Source organism: Arthrobacter sp. NicSoilB4 (genome assembly GCF_019977335.1).
In the GTDB taxonomy this organism is placed as follows: Bacteria; Actinomycetota; Actinomycetes; order Actinomycetales; family Micrococcaceae; genus Arthrobacter.
Genome location: NZ_AP024653.1, coordinates 2,663,848 through 2,678,486 on the forward strand (window position 1 = coordinate 2,663,848; position 14,639 = coordinate 2,678,486).

Genomic DNA, 14,639 nt, shown 5'->3' on the forward strand with positions numbered 1-14,639 from the left:
GCCGCGAGCCGGCGAATAGTGCGCAGGACAGGACGCAGTACAGGACGCAGGACAGCTGGCCGGAAAGCGGGCGCGGCCCCTGCCAAATGTCGGTGGCCGCTCGTAGGCTGTCTGCATCGGCAGCGGGGTTCCGGCGGCCGGGTGGCTGGACTGGGTGCCGGCCGTCGTACCACCACGGGATCCCGCCGTAGCACTAAGGGGTCTCACATGCACTGTTCCATCATTCCTCCGTACATGCTCCGCCGCCTGGCGGCCCAGCGCGAACCTGAGCTCTCCGGCGCCGCCCGCGCGGCGAAGGAAGCCCTGCACCACGTCCCGGGCTTCCAGGCTTCCCGCGCCGTGCCCGGGCCCGGCAGCCATCCCGGCATGCGCGAGCTCCAGCCTTCCCCGCCGGAGCGGACGGTCTATGACGCCAAGTTCGCCGAGCAGCTTCCCGGCAGCGTGGTCCGCAAGGAAGGGGAACCGCCCACCGGTGATCCTGCCGCCGACGAGGCCTACGACGGGCTGGGGTACACGCACCGGCTTTACGCCGAGGCCTTCGGCCGGAATTCGATCGACGGCAACGGCCTCCACCTCGAGGCCACGGTGCACTACGGCCGCCTGTACGACAACGCTTTCTGGGACGGCCGGCAAATGGTCTTCGGCGACGGCGACGGCCAGGTGTTCCAGCGCTTCACGAAGTCGTTGAGCGTGATCGGCCACGAGCTCGCCCACGGCGTCACCCAGTACTCGGCGGGGCTGGTCTACCGCAACCAGGCCGGTGCGCTGAACGAATCGATGTCCGATGTCTTCGGGGCGCTCGTCGAGCAGCACGTCCGCCGGCAGTCGACGTCGGAGGCCAGCTGGCTGATCGGCGAGGGCCTGTTCACGGACCAGGTCCAGGGGACCGCTTTGCGTTCCATGAAGGCCCCCGGAACCGCGTACGACGACGACGTCCTCGGAAGGGATCCGCAGCCGGACTCGATGGACAGCTATGTGCACACGAGCGCTGACAACGGCGGGGTCCATATCAATTCCGGGATCCCCAACCGGGCGTTTTGCCTGGTTGCCACAAGCCTCGGCGGCAACGCCTGGGACGCCCCGGGCCAAATCTGGTACGACACGCTGACCGGCGGTTCACTGGCACCGAACGCAACGTTCGGGGCGTTCGCCAAGGCCACGGCCGCCTCCGCCAAGGAGCTTTTCGGGGCGGATTCTCCAGAGCATGACGCCGTGCGCTCGGCGTGGGAAACTGTGAAGGTAAAGTTCCCGGGAGCCCGCCGATAGGCCAAACCCATGACGATCCGAGCCCCATGAAGATTACTGTCCAGCGCAGCGGCGGCATTGCCGGCATGAAGCGGACGTGGACCGTGCAGCCGACGCCGCCGGAGGATACAGACGTCTGGCAGCCCCTGATCGAGGCCTGCCCGTGGGACGCCGTGGCCGAGTCCGGCCGCGGCGCATCCGCCGGCCAGCCGGACCGGTTCCTGTACAACATCCGGGCCGGACAGCACCGCGCCACCCTGCCCGAGCAGGCCGTCACCGGACCATGGCGGGATCTCGTCGAGACGGCCAAGGCGGCGGCGGAGCCCCCGCCGTCGGACGGTCTGGTTCCCTAGACTGCGGGGGCCAGGTGTCCGCGGAAGGTGCGGCGGTACGACTGCGGGCTCGTGTCCAGCACCTTGGCGAAGTGGTGCCGCAGCAGCACCGAGTGGCCAAAGCCGGATTCGCGAGCGATTTCGTCGATGTTGAGGTCCGTGGTCTCAAGCAGTTCCTGGGCCCGCAGCACACGCTGGGAGTTGAGCCAGGCGGCCGGTGTCGCTCCCGTCTCGGAACGGAAGCGCCGGGCGAACGTCCGCGGCGACATATGGACGCGCGCGGCGAGCTCGTTGACCGAATGGTCCTCCTCCAGGTGCCGCACCATCCACTGCAGGAGTTCCTCCATGGGCTCGGAGCCGCAGCGCGGGATGGGCCGGTCGATGAACTGGGCCTGGCCGCCGTCGCGGTGCGGCGGAACCACCATGTCTCGGGCAATAGCCGCCGCCACGTTCGCGCCGAATTCCACCCGGACCAGATGCAGGCAGGCGTCGATGCCGGCGGCCGTGCCGGCGCTGGTGATGATCCGGCTGTCCTCGACGTACAGGACGTTCTCGTCCACAAGCACGGCGGGGTACCTGCTGGCCAGCTCCTGGGAGTAGTGCCAGTGCGTGGTGCAGCGGCGGCCGTCCAGCAGCCCGGCCCGGGCCAGGGCGAAGGCCCCGGAGCAGATGGACATGACCCAGGCCCCGCGGGCGTGGGCGTCGCGCAGGGCGTCCAGGACGGATTCGGGGACGTCGTCGTCACGGCCGAAGGGAACCATGATGACCAGGTCCGCGTCCGCGGCTGCCTCCAGCCCGAGCCCCACCTGCATGGACAGCCCCGATTTCATCGCGACCTCGCCAGGCACGGGCGTACAGACCCGGAAATCAAAAACGGGGACGCCGTTCCCGCGTGCCGAGCGGTCGATGCCGAACACCTCGAACGCGGTCGCGAACTCGAAGATCGAGAAGTTGGGGACCACGATCATTGCCACTGATTTGATCATGTTTCCATGATGGCAGAACAGTGGCAGAAATTATAGCTTTTTGGGCATTTCTGCCACTTCTTTTGTCCGTGCCACGGGAGAACCATAGACGTATGGAACTCATCGGAATCGCAGTCATAGTCCTCATCGTCATCGGCCTCGCCGCCACCATCGCAGCTCTCCGCAAGGACGGGCTGGGCCACAACCCGCCGGTCCGCTCGGAAGACTACTGGACGGCGCTGGACCTGCCCAGCACCAACTACACCTTCCGGATCTTCTAAGCCGCTGAACCCGGAACGCACTGCCCCCAATCGAAGTAAAGCCACCGCCCCCGCTGCCCGGCCCCGTCAGGGACCGGGCACTTCCCCGTCCCGGGAGTTGCGCCGGAAACCCCCGCCGGGACAGTTCCCAGTAGACTGTGTGCAGCCATGACACTGCATATCTCCTACCCCGCCGAGCTGCCGGTTTCCGAGCGCCGCGAGGACCTGATGGCCGCCATCGCGGCCAACCAGGTGACGATCATCGCCGGCGAGACCGGTTCCGGTAAGACGACCCAGATTCCAAAGATGTGCCTGGAGCTTGGCCTCGGCGAGAACGGGCTGATCGGACACACGCAGCCGCGCCGGCTGGCTGCCCGCACGGTCGCCGAGCGCATTGCGGAGGAACTCGGCGTCGAGATCGGCCAGGAAGTGGGCTTCCAGGTCCGGTTCACCGGTGAAGTCAGCCGCAGCACCAAGGTCAAGCTCATGACGGACGGCATCCTGCTGGCCGAGATCCAGCGCGACAAGCTGTTGCGCAAGTACAACGCCATCATCATCGACGAGGCGCATGAGCGCAGCCTCAATATCGACTTCATCCTCGGGTACCTCAAGCGCATCCTGCCGCAGCGGCCGGACCTGAAGATCATCATCACCTCGGCCACCATCGATCCGCAGCGGTTCGCCAAGCACTTCGGCAGCGAAGAAGCGCCGTCGCCGATCATCGAGGTGTCCGGCCGAACCTATCCGGTCGAGATCCGCTACCGGCCGTTGTCCCAGCCGGCCGGCGGGGGCGCCGACGACGGCGGAGAAGGCACTGCCTCCGACGACGAGCTGGAAGAGGACCGCGACCCGCTGGACGCGGTGTGCGACGCCGTCGACGAACTCGCGCAGGAGGCGCCCGGCGACATCCTGATCTTCTTCTCCGGCGAGCGCGAAATCCGGGACGCCGCCGAGGCGCTCAACGGCAGGATCCAGTCCAACCGCAAGCTGGCCGGTACCGAGGTGCTCCCCCTTTTCGCCCGCCTGAGCCTGCAGGAACAGCACAAGGTGTTCCATCCCGGCAACAAGCGCCGGATCGTGCTCGCCACCAACGTCGCGGAGACGTCCCTGACGGTGCCCGGCATCAAATACGTCATCGACACCGGCACCGCGCGCATCTCCCGCTACTCGCACCGCACCAAGGTCCAGCGCCTGCCGATCGAGCGGGTTTCACAGGCTTCGGCCAACCAGCGCTCCGGCCGGTGCGGCCGTGTCTCCGACGGCATCGCGATCCGGCTCTACGCGGAAGCGGACTTTGAGTCCCGGCCGCCCTTCACGGATCCGGAGATCCTGCGCACCAACCTCGCCGCGGTCATCCTGCAGATGACCGCCATGGGCGTGGCCCGCGGACCGAAGGACGTGGAGAACTTCCCGTTTGTGGAGCCACCTGACTCCCGCGCCATCAACGACGGCGTCACCCTCCTGCGGGAGCTGGGAGCCTTGAGCGCCGCGCGTCCGCAGGAGGAAACGGGCGACGGCGACGCCCGCCGCCCGGCTGCTGGCCGCAGCGGCGGCGGCAGAAACGGCGGCGGCAGAAACGGCGGCGGACTCACCGCCGTCGGGCAGCAGCTTGCCCAGCTGCCCGTGGACCCGCGGCTCGGCCGGATGATCGTCGAGTCCGGCAAGCGCGGCTGCGTCCGCGAGGTCATGATCCTGGCGGCCGCGCTGACCATCCAGGACCCGCGCGAGCGTCCGACGGACAAGCAGCAGCTCGCCGCGGAGAAGCACGCCCGCTTCCGGGACGAGAACTCGGACTTCACCGGTTACCTGAACCTGTGGAACTACCTCCAGGAGAAACAGCAGGAGCTGTCCTCCACCGCCTTCCGCCGGCTCTGCCGCGCCGAATTCATCAACTACCTGCGCGTCCGCGAGTGGCAGGACCTGTTCGCCCAGCTCCGCCAGCTGGCCCGCCCGCTGGGCATCAGCCTGGACAACAAGCGCCTGGCCGATCCGGTAGGCAACCACGAGGGCATCCACATCAGCCTGCTCTCGGGCCTGCTGAGCCATGTGGGCATCCTCGACGAACGCAAGCGCGAGTACGCCGGCGCCCGCGGCAGCCGCTTCGCGATCTTCCCGGGCTCTGCCCTGTTCAAGAAGTCCCCCACCTTCGTGATGGCCGCCGAGCTCGTGGAGACGAGCCGGCTGTGGGCCCGGGTCGCGGCGAAGTTCGATCCGCTCTGGGTCGAGCAAGTGGCGCCGGACCTGGTCAAGCGCAGCTACAGCGAACCGCACTGGTCCAAGAAGATGGGCTCGGTGATGGCCCATGAGAAGGTCACGCTGTACGGCGTGCCGATCATTCCGAGCCGCCGGATCAACTACGGCAAGGTGGACCCGGAGCTCTGCCGGGAGCTGTTCATCCGGCACGCCCTGGTCGAGGGCGACTGGCAGACCCACCACAAGTTCTTCCACCGCAACCGGGCCCTGCTCCACGAGGTCGAGGAGCTCGAGGCCCGGATGCGACGCCGGGACATCCTGGTGGACGACGAGACGCTCTTCGAGTTCTATGACGCCCGGGTCGGCAAGGACGTGGTGTCCGAGCGGCACTTCGACAAGTGGTGGAAGGACGCCCGGCAGCAGGACCCCGCACTCCTCGACTTCGACCAGGCCCTGCTGATCAGCGAAGACGCCGATGCCCTGGATGACTCGGCCTTCCCGAAGTCCCTGCTGCACAAGGGCTTTGAGTTGCCGCTGAGCTACGAGTTCCACCCCGTGGCCCCCGGCTCGCCGCCCAACCCGTCCGACGGCGTCACCGCCGAGGTGCCCGTGCTGTTCCTCAACCAGCTCGACGACGCGGCCTTCCGCTGGCTGATTCCGGGCCAGCGGGTGGAGCTGGTCACCGCCCTGATCAAGTCGCTGCCCAAGCAGGTGCGCAAGAACTTCGTGCCGGCCCCGGATGTCGCCCGGCAGGCCGTCGCTGCCCTCGAGTCCGACTTCGACCCGGCCGCCGACGAGCTGGAGGCCTCCCTCGAGCTCGTCCTGCGCCGGATCCGCGGCCAGGTCATCCCGCCGAATTCCTGGAACTGGGACGCCGTTCCGCCGCACCTGCGGGTCAGCTTCCGCGTCGTGGACTCCCAGGGGAAGGTCCTCGACGAGGGCAAGGACCTCACCGCACTGCAGGACCGGCTGGCTCCGGCCACGCGCCGGGCGATCGCCGAGTCCCTCGGCGCCACTCCCGCGACGACTGCGCCAGCGCCGGTCGGCAGGACGAAAGCCCAGGCCAACGGCAAGGCCGCGGCCCAGGCGTCCGGCGCGGCAGCGGGCACTGCGGCCTCCGCTTCGGCGGCCGCCTCAACCGGTTTCGCCGAACAGTCCGGGCTGACCTCCTGGTCCTTCGGAACACTGCGGCGCCAGGTCCAGGGCACGGTGAAGGGGCATACCGTCACCGGCTACCCTGCGCTCGTGGATGAGGAAACGTCCGTGGCCTTGAGGCTCTTCCAGACCAGCTCCGAACAGGGATCGGCCATGCGCGGCGGCGTCATCCGCCTGCTCGCCCTGAGGGTGCCGCCGCCGGACCGCTACGTCCTGGAGCACCTGAACAATACCGAGAAGCTGACGTTCAGCCAGAACCCGCACGGCTCCGTCACTGCACTGATTGCGGACTGCGCCCTCGCCGCCATCGACAAGCTCACCCCCGCCGAGCTGCCGTGGGACGAGGCGTCCTTCAACGCGCTGTACGAGAAGGTACGCGCGGAACTGATCGACACGGTCTTCACCGTTACCGCGGTGGTGGAGCGCATCCTGGCCAGCACGCGCCGGATCGAGAAGGCGCTCAAGGGAACCAGCAGCCTGGCCCTGATCAGTGCCCTCAACGACATCAGGAGCCAGCTCGAGCAACTGGTGTTCCCAGGTTTCGTGGCACGCACCGGCTACAGCCAGCTCAGCCAGCTGCCGCGCTATCTCGCGGCGATCGAGAAGCGGCTGGAGAAACTCCCGACGAACGTCCAGCGGGACGCCCAGCACATGGCCGCGGTCCAGGCCCTGGAGGACGACTACGACGACGCCGTGTCGGCGCTGCTTCCGGGCCGGCGGGCCGGCGCCGAGTTAACCCAGGTCCGCTGGATGATCGAGGAGCTCCGGGTGAGTCTCTTCGCCGTCGAGCTCGGGACCGCTTATTCCGTCTCCGAGAAGCGGATCCGCGCGGTGCTGAACAAGGCGCTGGCGCCGGCGTAGCGGGCCTCTAGGCCTCCGGAACGTGGGCCGTGTGTCCGGCCTTCCGGAGTCCTTCGCGGAGCTTTTCGGCGTTGGCGTCGAGCCGCGCGGGATCCGGGTGCTGGTCCGCCGAGCCGAAGTCAAAGTCCGCCATGGTATTGGACGGCCATACGTGGACGTGCAGGTGGTTGATCTCGTAGCCGGCCACAATGAGTCCGGCGCGTGCCGCGCCAAACACGTCGATCTGCACGGCGCCGATCTTCTGGGCCACGTGCATCACGCGGGCCAGCACTTCCGGGGAAGCATCCGTCCAGCGGTCCACTTCCTCGGTGGGCACCACCAGGGTGTGGCCGTCTGCGAGCGGGCCCACCGTGAGGAATGCCACGACGTCGTCCTCGCGCCAGACGAAGCGGCCGGGGATCTCGCCGTTGATGATCCGTGTGAAGAGAGTGCTCATGCGTCTGCCCTTTCCGAGGGTGCTCCGAGGGTGCTGGTGTCCAGGACAAAACGGTACTTCACATCGCCCGCCACCATGCGGTCGTAGGCCTCATTAAGCTGACCGGCGCCGACCACCTCAACGTCCGAGGTGACCCCGTGCTCGGCGCAGAAGTCCAGCATCTCCTGGGTCTCGGCAATGCCGCCGATCAGGGACCCGGCGTACGCGATCCGGCGCCGGATCAGCGCACCGGGGTTCACCGGCGGCATGTCTTCCGACGGCAGCCCGAGCTGGAACAAGGCCCCGTCCACACGCAGGGTGCGGAAGTACGGGTTGAGGTCGTGTGGCGCGGCGACGGTGTCGATGATGACGTCGATGCTGCGGTTCGCGGCTTCCATCTGGGCCTCGTCGCGGGACAGGATGACCTCGTCCGCGCCGAGCTCCTGTGCGGCGGCGATCTTGGACTCCGACGTGGTGAAGACCTTCACTTCGGCGCCCATGGCCTTGGCCAGCTTCACGGCCATGTGTCCCAGTCCGCCCAGTCCAATGACGCCAACGACGTCCCCAACCTCGACGTCAAAATGGCGCAAGGGAGAGTACGTGGTGATGCCGGCGCACAGCAGCGGCGCGGCAGCGGCGGGGTCGAGGCCGTCCGGGACGTGGAGGACGTAGCGGCGGTCCACAACGATCGAGGTGGCGTAGCCGCCCTGGGTGGTGGAGTCGCCGTTGCGGCGGTCCTTCGAGCCATAGGTCCCGGTCATGCCGTTTTCGCAGTACTGCTCCAGGCCGTCGAGGCAGCTGTCGCATTCGCGGCAGGAGTCGACCAGACAGCCGACGCCGACACGCTCGCCGGGGGTGAAATCGTCGACGGCCGAACCGACCCGGCTGACGCGGCCCACGATTTCGTGTCCCGGGACCATCGGATAGGTCTGGGTGCCCCACTCACCGCGGGTGGCGTGGACGTCCGAGTGGCAGAGCCCGCAGAATTCGATGTCGATCTCGACGTCGTCTTCCTTCGGCGCCCTGCGCGCAACCGTGAGGGGAACCAGGCCGCTGTCGCTGGCCGTGGCACCGTAGGCGGCGGCAAGGCGGGGTCCGCCGGCGGCCTCCGCGGTGTCCGTGGTGTCCGTGGTGAGATCGGGAAGCGGTTTGGCAAGGGGCGGCGGTACGGGGCGTCCAGGAGTCATGCCCCGACGCTACCCCCGGGCAGCTGCGGTTATCCAATTAGCAGCCGGCCGCGGGATGCCGGACGCGGGCCGGGCCTAAGGCAGGTCCAGCCAGCCCAAGCAAGGTCAGCGGACGGAACGGACTCTTGCGACGGCTGTTAGAACCTGGGGCTTTATTGTCGGAGGTGCCCGATAGTGTCTTTTCATGGACGGCAATCAGGGGCCCGACGAGGCTCCGGCAGCAGCTGGCACGGTGACGGTCGCGGAGGTGGCCCGGGCGATGGCCGCTGTCCGGCCCGCCCGTGACAGTGCCGGGCTGATCAGTCAGCTCCGGGAACTGGAAGACCTGAAGTCCGTTGCGGCCGCGTCGCAGGCCCGGATCGCCGTCGAACTTGATTTGCGCCAGCGCCGGGAACAGTCCGACGACGGAATGCCCGCGGCAGACCTCGGGACCGGGGTCGCCGCACAGATCGCCCTCGCCCGGCGGGAATCCCCGGCCAAGGGCAGCCGGCTCCTCGGCCTGGCGAAGGCCCTGGTGACCGAAATGCCGCACACCCTCGCGGCGCTGGAGACAGGGCAGGTCAACGAATGGCGCGCCACCCTGCTCGTCCGGGAAACCGCGTGCCTGTCGCCGGAGGACCGGGCCGCCGTCGACGAGGAACTCGCCCCCGACACCGGAACGTTCGACGGCGCCGGGGACCGCCGCATCATCGCCGCCGCCCGCGCGGCCGCGTACCGCCGGGACCCGCGCACGGTCACGCAGCGGGCCAGCCACGCCGCCACCGAACGGCACGTCAGTCTCCGCCCGGCCCCGGACACCATGTGCTACCTCACCGCCCTGCTCCCCGTCTCGGCCGGCGTCGCCATGCACGCCGCCCTCACCCGGCACGCCGACACCCTGCGCTCCGCCGGGGACCCCCGGAACCGCGGGCAGCTCATGGCCGATGCCCTCGTCGAACGCACCACCGGCACCCCCGGCGGGATCACCGGCATCGAAATCCAGCTCGTTCTGACCGACCGCACCCTCCTCCACGGCGACAGCGAACCCGCCCGCCTCCCCGGCTACGGCATCGTCCCCGCCGGCTGGGCCCGGCAACTGCTCACAGGCGCCGGGAACCCCGCGGAGGCCAGCGGCGGAAGCAAAGGCAGCGATACCGGCGCTGACACCGCCTCGCGGCAGGCCCTGAACGTCTGGCTTCGGCGGCTCTACACCGCGCCCGGCACCGGGGAACTCACCGCGATGGACTCCCGCGCCCGGATCTTCCCGCCAGGACTGCGCCGCTTCATCCAGGTCCGGGACAACACCTGCCGCACCCCGTACTGCGACGCCCCCATCCGCCACCTGGACCACATCATCCCCTGGCACCACGGCGGCCAAACCACCCACACCAACGGCGCCGGACTCTGCGAAGCCTGCAACCACATCAAAGAAACCCCCGGCTGGACAGTCAGACCCGGGCCAGGACCACGTCACGCTATCGAAGTCACGACCCCCACCGGGCACAGCTACCGCTCCACCGCACCTCCCCTGCCGGGGACGATGCTGGCTGGCCCGCCACCGGTCAGGATTGACGTAACGGCGACCGAAGCCAGGAATCACCGCCGCAAACTTCGACACCACGCCAAAACCCTCAGACGCGCACGGCTGGCAGTGCTTCCCTCTGCATGAGCGAGCGGTCCGGCCGGACACTGCGCGGGAGGCCCTCGGACCCCACGAAGCGCCCCGACGATCGGGGTATGCCGTTCACTGGGACGGCTGAAGAATGGGCAGCACCTCTACCGTGCAGCGGTCCCATCAGTGTGGACTTCGGAGCTTTTTGCGGTGTTCTGTTGTCGCTCTTTTTCGTCAGTTGCAGATGACGAGGGTGCCGGCGGCTGCTTCGATGACGTCGTCGGTGATGGTTTCGAGCTGGCAGTTTCTCGTATGCTCTTCACGCATTTCTTCGATCCTTCCCAGATTCAAACGACCCCGTTGTTCTCGGCGCACACCCTTGCCATTGCCACGCAATCACGCTTGGATCACTTCATGGGTGCACCAAGCAAGCTGGTGATCGTGGGTGGAGTCACCATCGAGGCCGCCAAGATCCGCAGAGTAAATACCTTCGCGACCTTTACCCAGGGATTCCTGTGCATCCCTGCCCCGGATTCGGAACAGCCATCGGTCGCTGACATCGACGAGGCCATTGCGGGAATAACTGTGACCTATGCACCCCACCAGCGTTTCCATGCCGTCGAGGTCAGCCGAGGGACAGCAATTTACGTCTTCCCGGTGAACGCCCCCAGCCATGCGGTGCAGATCGCGGAAAGCATCGCCGAGGCCATCCAACCCCTTGGCTTTACCGGCACCATCACGGCCTGCGCTGACCGGCTTGGGCCGAGGCCACGGACGGGACGGTACGCGTATAACGCGGCCATCTGCTCGGTGGACGCCGCCATCGACAGGGACGGGGCGCCGCTGGCCTTCCGGGCTGTGAAGGACAACCAGTCGTGTTGGGCAGTCGAATCGTCCGCCTTCCAGAACTTGGTGGACCGGCTGGCCCGCTGGGCTGCGGACAACACCAAAGGGCCCATCCTTGCCGGTCTCCACTTCACCAGGTCCCGGTGCGAGCCGGAACAGGTCGCGGCAGTACTGACCCGCTGCTGCGCGGACATCGGGTGGGCGGAACTGCTGTTTCCCACACCCCACGGCGACTGGTACGTCACATTCTCCCCGGAGGGGTGGATCCTGTCTGGCGTCGAATACAAGGACGGGGCTCCGGAGGGCATAAACGCTTTGACGGCCCTGCTCCAGTCCATGGCACCGCTATATGATTACGCCGCCGTTATCGTTCGTCATTTCGGCGCGGTAACCGCAAACAGCGTCATGAGCCAGTGGGGAATCCCGGCCCCATCAGATCACGAATGCGCCGCCGACCACTCCTTCGTAAGGACGACAGCTCCAGGGATTTTCGCCTTCCAAGTGCTCGGGCCAGGGCACGCTGACCTGCAGCCCGAAGACGCGTGGCACATTTTTCCCTCCGTTGCCGGCAAGCGAATGGTGATCTCGCGGACGCCGGATGCATGGTGGCGGCGCCGCGAAGGCTTCCCCGAGGCAGGGTTCGATGCCCTGCGGAAGGCCAATAAGGAACTGCTCGGCAAGTGGGCCTGACGAGCCGGCACGGACCCAAGGACATCACCAAAGCACGAAACAGCGACTGACGGACTCCAGGAAGCAGGCTGATAGTCAAATACAGCGAACCGTCCCAAGGAAGGTTCGCCTTACGGGCACCCGAGGCGACATTTATCGCTGAGATTCACACCCATCCAGATAAGTCGCGGCCTGGTCCGGATACGGGGCAGCCCCGGTCACAACGGGGTTCGAGGAATTGTTTGACCACTCGGAGAACGACCCCGGATAGAGCGCCGCGGGGAATCCCGCGATTTCGAGGGCCGCAATTTCGTGCGCCGCCGTGACGCCGGAGCCGCAGTACACGGCAGTGGGGACGTCGGCGCGCACCCCGAGCTGAACGAAGTGCTCCCTCAGCGCCGCTGGTGACAAGAACTTGCCGTCGGCATCCAGATTGGCGGTGGTGGGGGCGCTTACGGCTCCCGGGATATGGCCCGCCCGCGGGTCCACCGGTTCGAATTCGCCGCGGTACCGCTCCCCTGCCCGGGCATCCAGCAACACACCACCCAGGCCCCACGCGGCCGCCTGCCCGGCGTCGATCACCGGCAGGGCGCCGTCAGTCAACTCAACATCCCCCGCTTCCGCCTGCCGTTCGCCGCTTTCGACGGCGTAGCCCGCGCGACGCCAGGCGGCTAGGCCGCCGTCGAGCAGGTAAACGTCGGCAAGGCCGGCGTTCCGCAGCATCCACCAGAGCCGCGCGGCGGCCATGTTCCCGCTGTCGTCATAGGCCACCACGGCGTCACCGCGGCGGATGCCCCAGGAACGCGCCGACGCCTGGAACTGCTCCTGGGACGGTAGCGGGTGGCGGCCGCGGCTAGCGTCCGCGGGTCCGGCCAGTTCATGGGCGAGGTCCACGAAGACTGCACCGGGGAGGTGTGCCGCGAGGTAGTGTTCCCTGCCGTGCGGGTCTCCGAGCGCCCAGCGCACATCGAGCAACACCGTCCGCCGGCCGGTCGCGCCGGCGTCGTCCAGCCGGTCCTTCAGTGTGGCCACGTCCATGAGGGTCTGCATCCCCCAACTCTATCCAAGCCGGACCTGCCCCCGCGGGTAGGCTGGTGCGGTGAACAGAGTGCGACAGCAGGACAGGGCCTGGGCCGACGAGGCCATCCGCAGAATCAACGCCGAGAACAACCGGTCCGCGGACACGCACTTGTATTCCGTCCCGCTTCCGGAGCACTGGGGCGTCCAGCTGTACCTCAAGGACGAATCCACGCACCGCACCGGCAGCCTGAAGCACCGTCTGGCCCGCTCGCTGTTCCTCTTTGGGCTGGTCAACGGCTGGATTTCCGAAGGCTCCACCATCGTGGAGGCCTCCAGCGGAAGCACGGCCGTGTCGGAAGCGTATTTTGCCCAGCTGCTCGGGCTGCCGTTCATCGCCGTGATGGCCCGGACCACCAGCCGGGAGAAGATTGCCCTGATCGAGCAGTTCGGCGGCTCCTGCCTGCTCGTGGACCATGCCTCGGAGGTCTACGAGGCAGCCGGGGACCTCGCCCGGCGCACCAACGGCCACTACATGGACCAGTTCACCTACGCCGAACGGGCCACGGACTGGCGCGGCAACAACAACATCGCCGAATCGATCTTCGGCCAGCTTGCCCTGGAAGAACACCCGATCCCCCGCTGGATCGTGGTGGGCGCAGGCACCGGCGGCACCAGCGCCACCATCGGCCGCTACCTCCGGTACCACCGCCACAGCACAGAACTCGCAGTCGTGGATCCGGAAAATTCCGCGTTCTACCCCGGCTGGCTGGAGAGCCGCCGCGCCGCAGACACAACTCACCCGGCCCCCGTGGGCCAGCCGTCGCGGATCGAGGGAATCGGCCGGGCGCGGCTGGAACCCAGCTTTGTCCCCGCCGTCATCGACCACATGGTCCAGGTCCCGGACGCGGCCTCGGTCGCGGCCATGCGTCATCTCAACGACCACGCCGGACTGCACGCCGGCCCCTCCACCGGCACCAACCTGTGGGGCGTCTGGCAGCTCATCGCTGGGATGATCGCCGAGGGCCGCCGCGGCAGTGTCGTGTCGTTGATGTGCGACGGCGGAGACCGCTACGCCGGCAACTACTACAGCCCGGAGTGGCTGCGGTCCCAGGGCCTGGACCCCGAGCCGCATGAGGCGACCATCCGTGAATTCATCGCCAGCGGGACCTGGCCGGCCTAGGCTCGGCTACTCCCTAAACCTCGACGGTGTCCCCGCTGGAGAGGTGGCGGTATTCGGTGCCGTACTTGGCGCCGAACCGGGTCACATGCCCCTCCACCAGTCCGCGCCCGTTCTCATTGAGAAGGGCGTCATGGATCGGGAACGCCTTCGGGGCGCGGACGCCGATCACAAAGTCGACCACCTCCCCCACCTTGTTCCAAGGGGCGTGGATCGGCACCAGCAGCGTCCGCACGTCCACGCCGTCGGGCACTATGAAGGAATCACCGGGGTGGTAGACATTCGCGTCCACCAAATAGCCGATATTGGCCACCACCGGAATCTGCGGATGGATCACCGCATGCTGCCCCCCGAAGCTCCGGACGGAGAACCCGGCCGTCTCGAAGTCCTCGCCCGGAGCCACCGTATGGATCCGGCCCGCGGCCCCGGGCGCCTTCTCCCGCAGCTGCGCAGCGACTCCGGCCGGAGCGAAAAGCTGCAGCGGACCGCCGGCCGACAAGGCGGCAGTGACTGCGAGGACGTCGACGTGGTCGGGATGTTCGTGCGTGATGAGCACGGCGTCGGCACCGGCGAGGGCAGGGCCCGTCTCCGAGAAGTTCCCCGGATCGAACACCAGCACCTTCCCATCCTTCTCCAGCCGCACACAGGAATGCGTGAATTTGGTCAGCATCATCCGGCCAGCCTAGGGTTCCGGCAAAGCGCTGTCCACGTGCCCGGCTGGTA

At 67.7% G+C, this 14,639-nt stretch carries 12 protein-coding genes; 7 read left to right on the plus strand and 5 right to left on the minus strand.

The annotated features are described in order from the left end of the window. Positions 1-207: 207 nt before the first annotated feature. Together LDO13_RS12105 and LDO13_RS12110 are read left to right on the plus strand one after the other, a co-directional pair. Entirely contained in the window at positions 208-1,266 is a 1,059-nt protein-coding gene (locus LDO13_RS12105; RefSeq protein ID WP_224046977.1) for a M4 family metallopeptidase, read from the plus strand. A gap of 26 nt (positions 1,267-1,292) precedes the next feature. Beyond that, a complete protein-coding gene (locus LDO13_RS12110; RefSeq protein WP_224046978.1) occupies positions 1,293-1,598 on the plus strand; it encodes a protealysin inhibitor emfourin in 306 nt (101 codons plus the stop codon). Here the strand turns inward: LDO13_RS12110 and LDO13_RS12115 are convergent. Next, positions 1,595-2,563 (minus strand): helix-turn-helix domain-containing protein, encoded by a 969-nt coding sequence (locus LDO13_RS12115; protein ID WP_224046979.1) that lies wholly within the window; start codon positions 2,561-2,563, stop codon positions 1,595-1,597. The genes LDO13_RS12110 and LDO13_RS12115 overlap by 4 nt on opposite strands. A 92-nt stretch (positions 2,564-2,655) precedes the next feature. Between LDO13_RS12115 and LDO13_RS12120 the strand changes: the two genes are divergently transcribed. Next, positions 2,656-2,823 (plus strand): hypothetical protein, encoded by a 168-nt coding sequence (locus LDO13_RS12120; RefSeq protein WP_224046980.1) that lies wholly within the window; start codon positions 2,656-2,658, stop codon positions 2,821-2,823. 147 nt (positions 2,824-2,970) lie between these two features. Beyond that, positions 2,971-7,011, plus strand: a complete 4,041-nt coding sequence (hrpA, locus tag LDO13_RS12125; protein WP_224046981.1) for an ATP-dependent RNA helicase HrpA — start codon at positions 2,971-2,973, stop codon at positions 7,009-7,011. Between the two features lie 7 nt (positions 7,012-7,018). Here the strand turns inward: hrpA and LDO13_RS12130 are convergent, their stop codons facing one another. Both LDO13_RS12130 and LDO13_RS12135 read right to left on the minus strand, forming a co-directional pair. Beyond that, positions 7,019-7,447, minus strand: coding sequence for an HIT family protein (locus LDO13_RS12130; protein ID WP_224046982.1), 429 nt, complete (start codon positions 7,445-7,447; stop codon positions 7,019-7,021). Next, on the minus strand, positions 7,444-8,613 hold the full coding sequence (locus tag LDO13_RS12135; RefSeq protein ID WP_224046983.1) for an NAD(P)-dependent alcohol dehydrogenase: 1,170 nt from the start codon (positions 8,611-8,613) through the stop codon (positions 7,444-7,446). Before LDO13_RS12135 ends, LDO13_RS12130 begins: the two co-directional genes overlap by 4 nt. Positions 8,614-8,797: 184 nt before the next feature. On the opposite strand from LDO13_RS12135, the gene LDO13_RS12140 reads away from it, so the two are divergent. Next, the gene (locus LDO13_RS12140; protein WP_224046984.1) at positions 8,798-10,261 is read left to right on the plus strand and encodes an HNH endonuclease signature motif containing protein; all 1,464 of its coding nucleotides are present in this window, start codon (positions 8,798-8,800) and stop codon (positions 10,259-10,261) included. Positions 10,262-10,618: 357 nt separating this feature from the next. Further along, complete coding sequence (locus LDO13_RS12145; protein ID WP_224046985.1) at positions 10,619-11,740, plus strand: hypothetical protein; 1,122 nt, start codon at positions 10,619-10,621, stop codon at positions 11,738-11,740. A gap of 132 nt (positions 11,741-11,872) precedes the next feature. Here LDO13_RS12145 and LDO13_RS12150 read toward each other — a convergent pair whose 3' ends face one another. Beyond that, positions 11,873-12,769, minus strand: coding sequence for a sulfurtransferase (locus LDO13_RS12150; RefSeq protein ID WP_224046986.1), 897 nt, complete (start codon positions 12,767-12,769; stop codon positions 11,873-11,875). Between the two features lie 49 nt (positions 12,770-12,818). Here LDO13_RS12150 and LDO13_RS12155 point away from each other — a divergent pair, with 49 nt between their 5' ends. Further along, positions 12,819-13,919, plus strand: coding sequence for a PLP-dependent cysteine synthase family protein (locus LDO13_RS12155; RefSeq protein WP_224046987.1), 1,101 nt, complete (start codon positions 12,819-12,821; stop codon positions 13,917-13,919). Positions 13,920-13,932: 13 nt separating this feature from the next. Here LDO13_RS12155 and LDO13_RS12160 read toward each other — a convergent pair whose 3' ends face one another. After that, the gene (locus tag LDO13_RS12160; protein WP_224046988.1) at positions 13,933-14,589 is read right to left on the minus strand and encodes an MBL fold metallo-hydrolase; all 657 of its coding nucleotides are present in this window, start codon (positions 14,587-14,589) and stop codon (positions 13,933-13,935) included. Between the last annotated feature and the right edge of the window lie 50 nt (positions 14,590-14,639).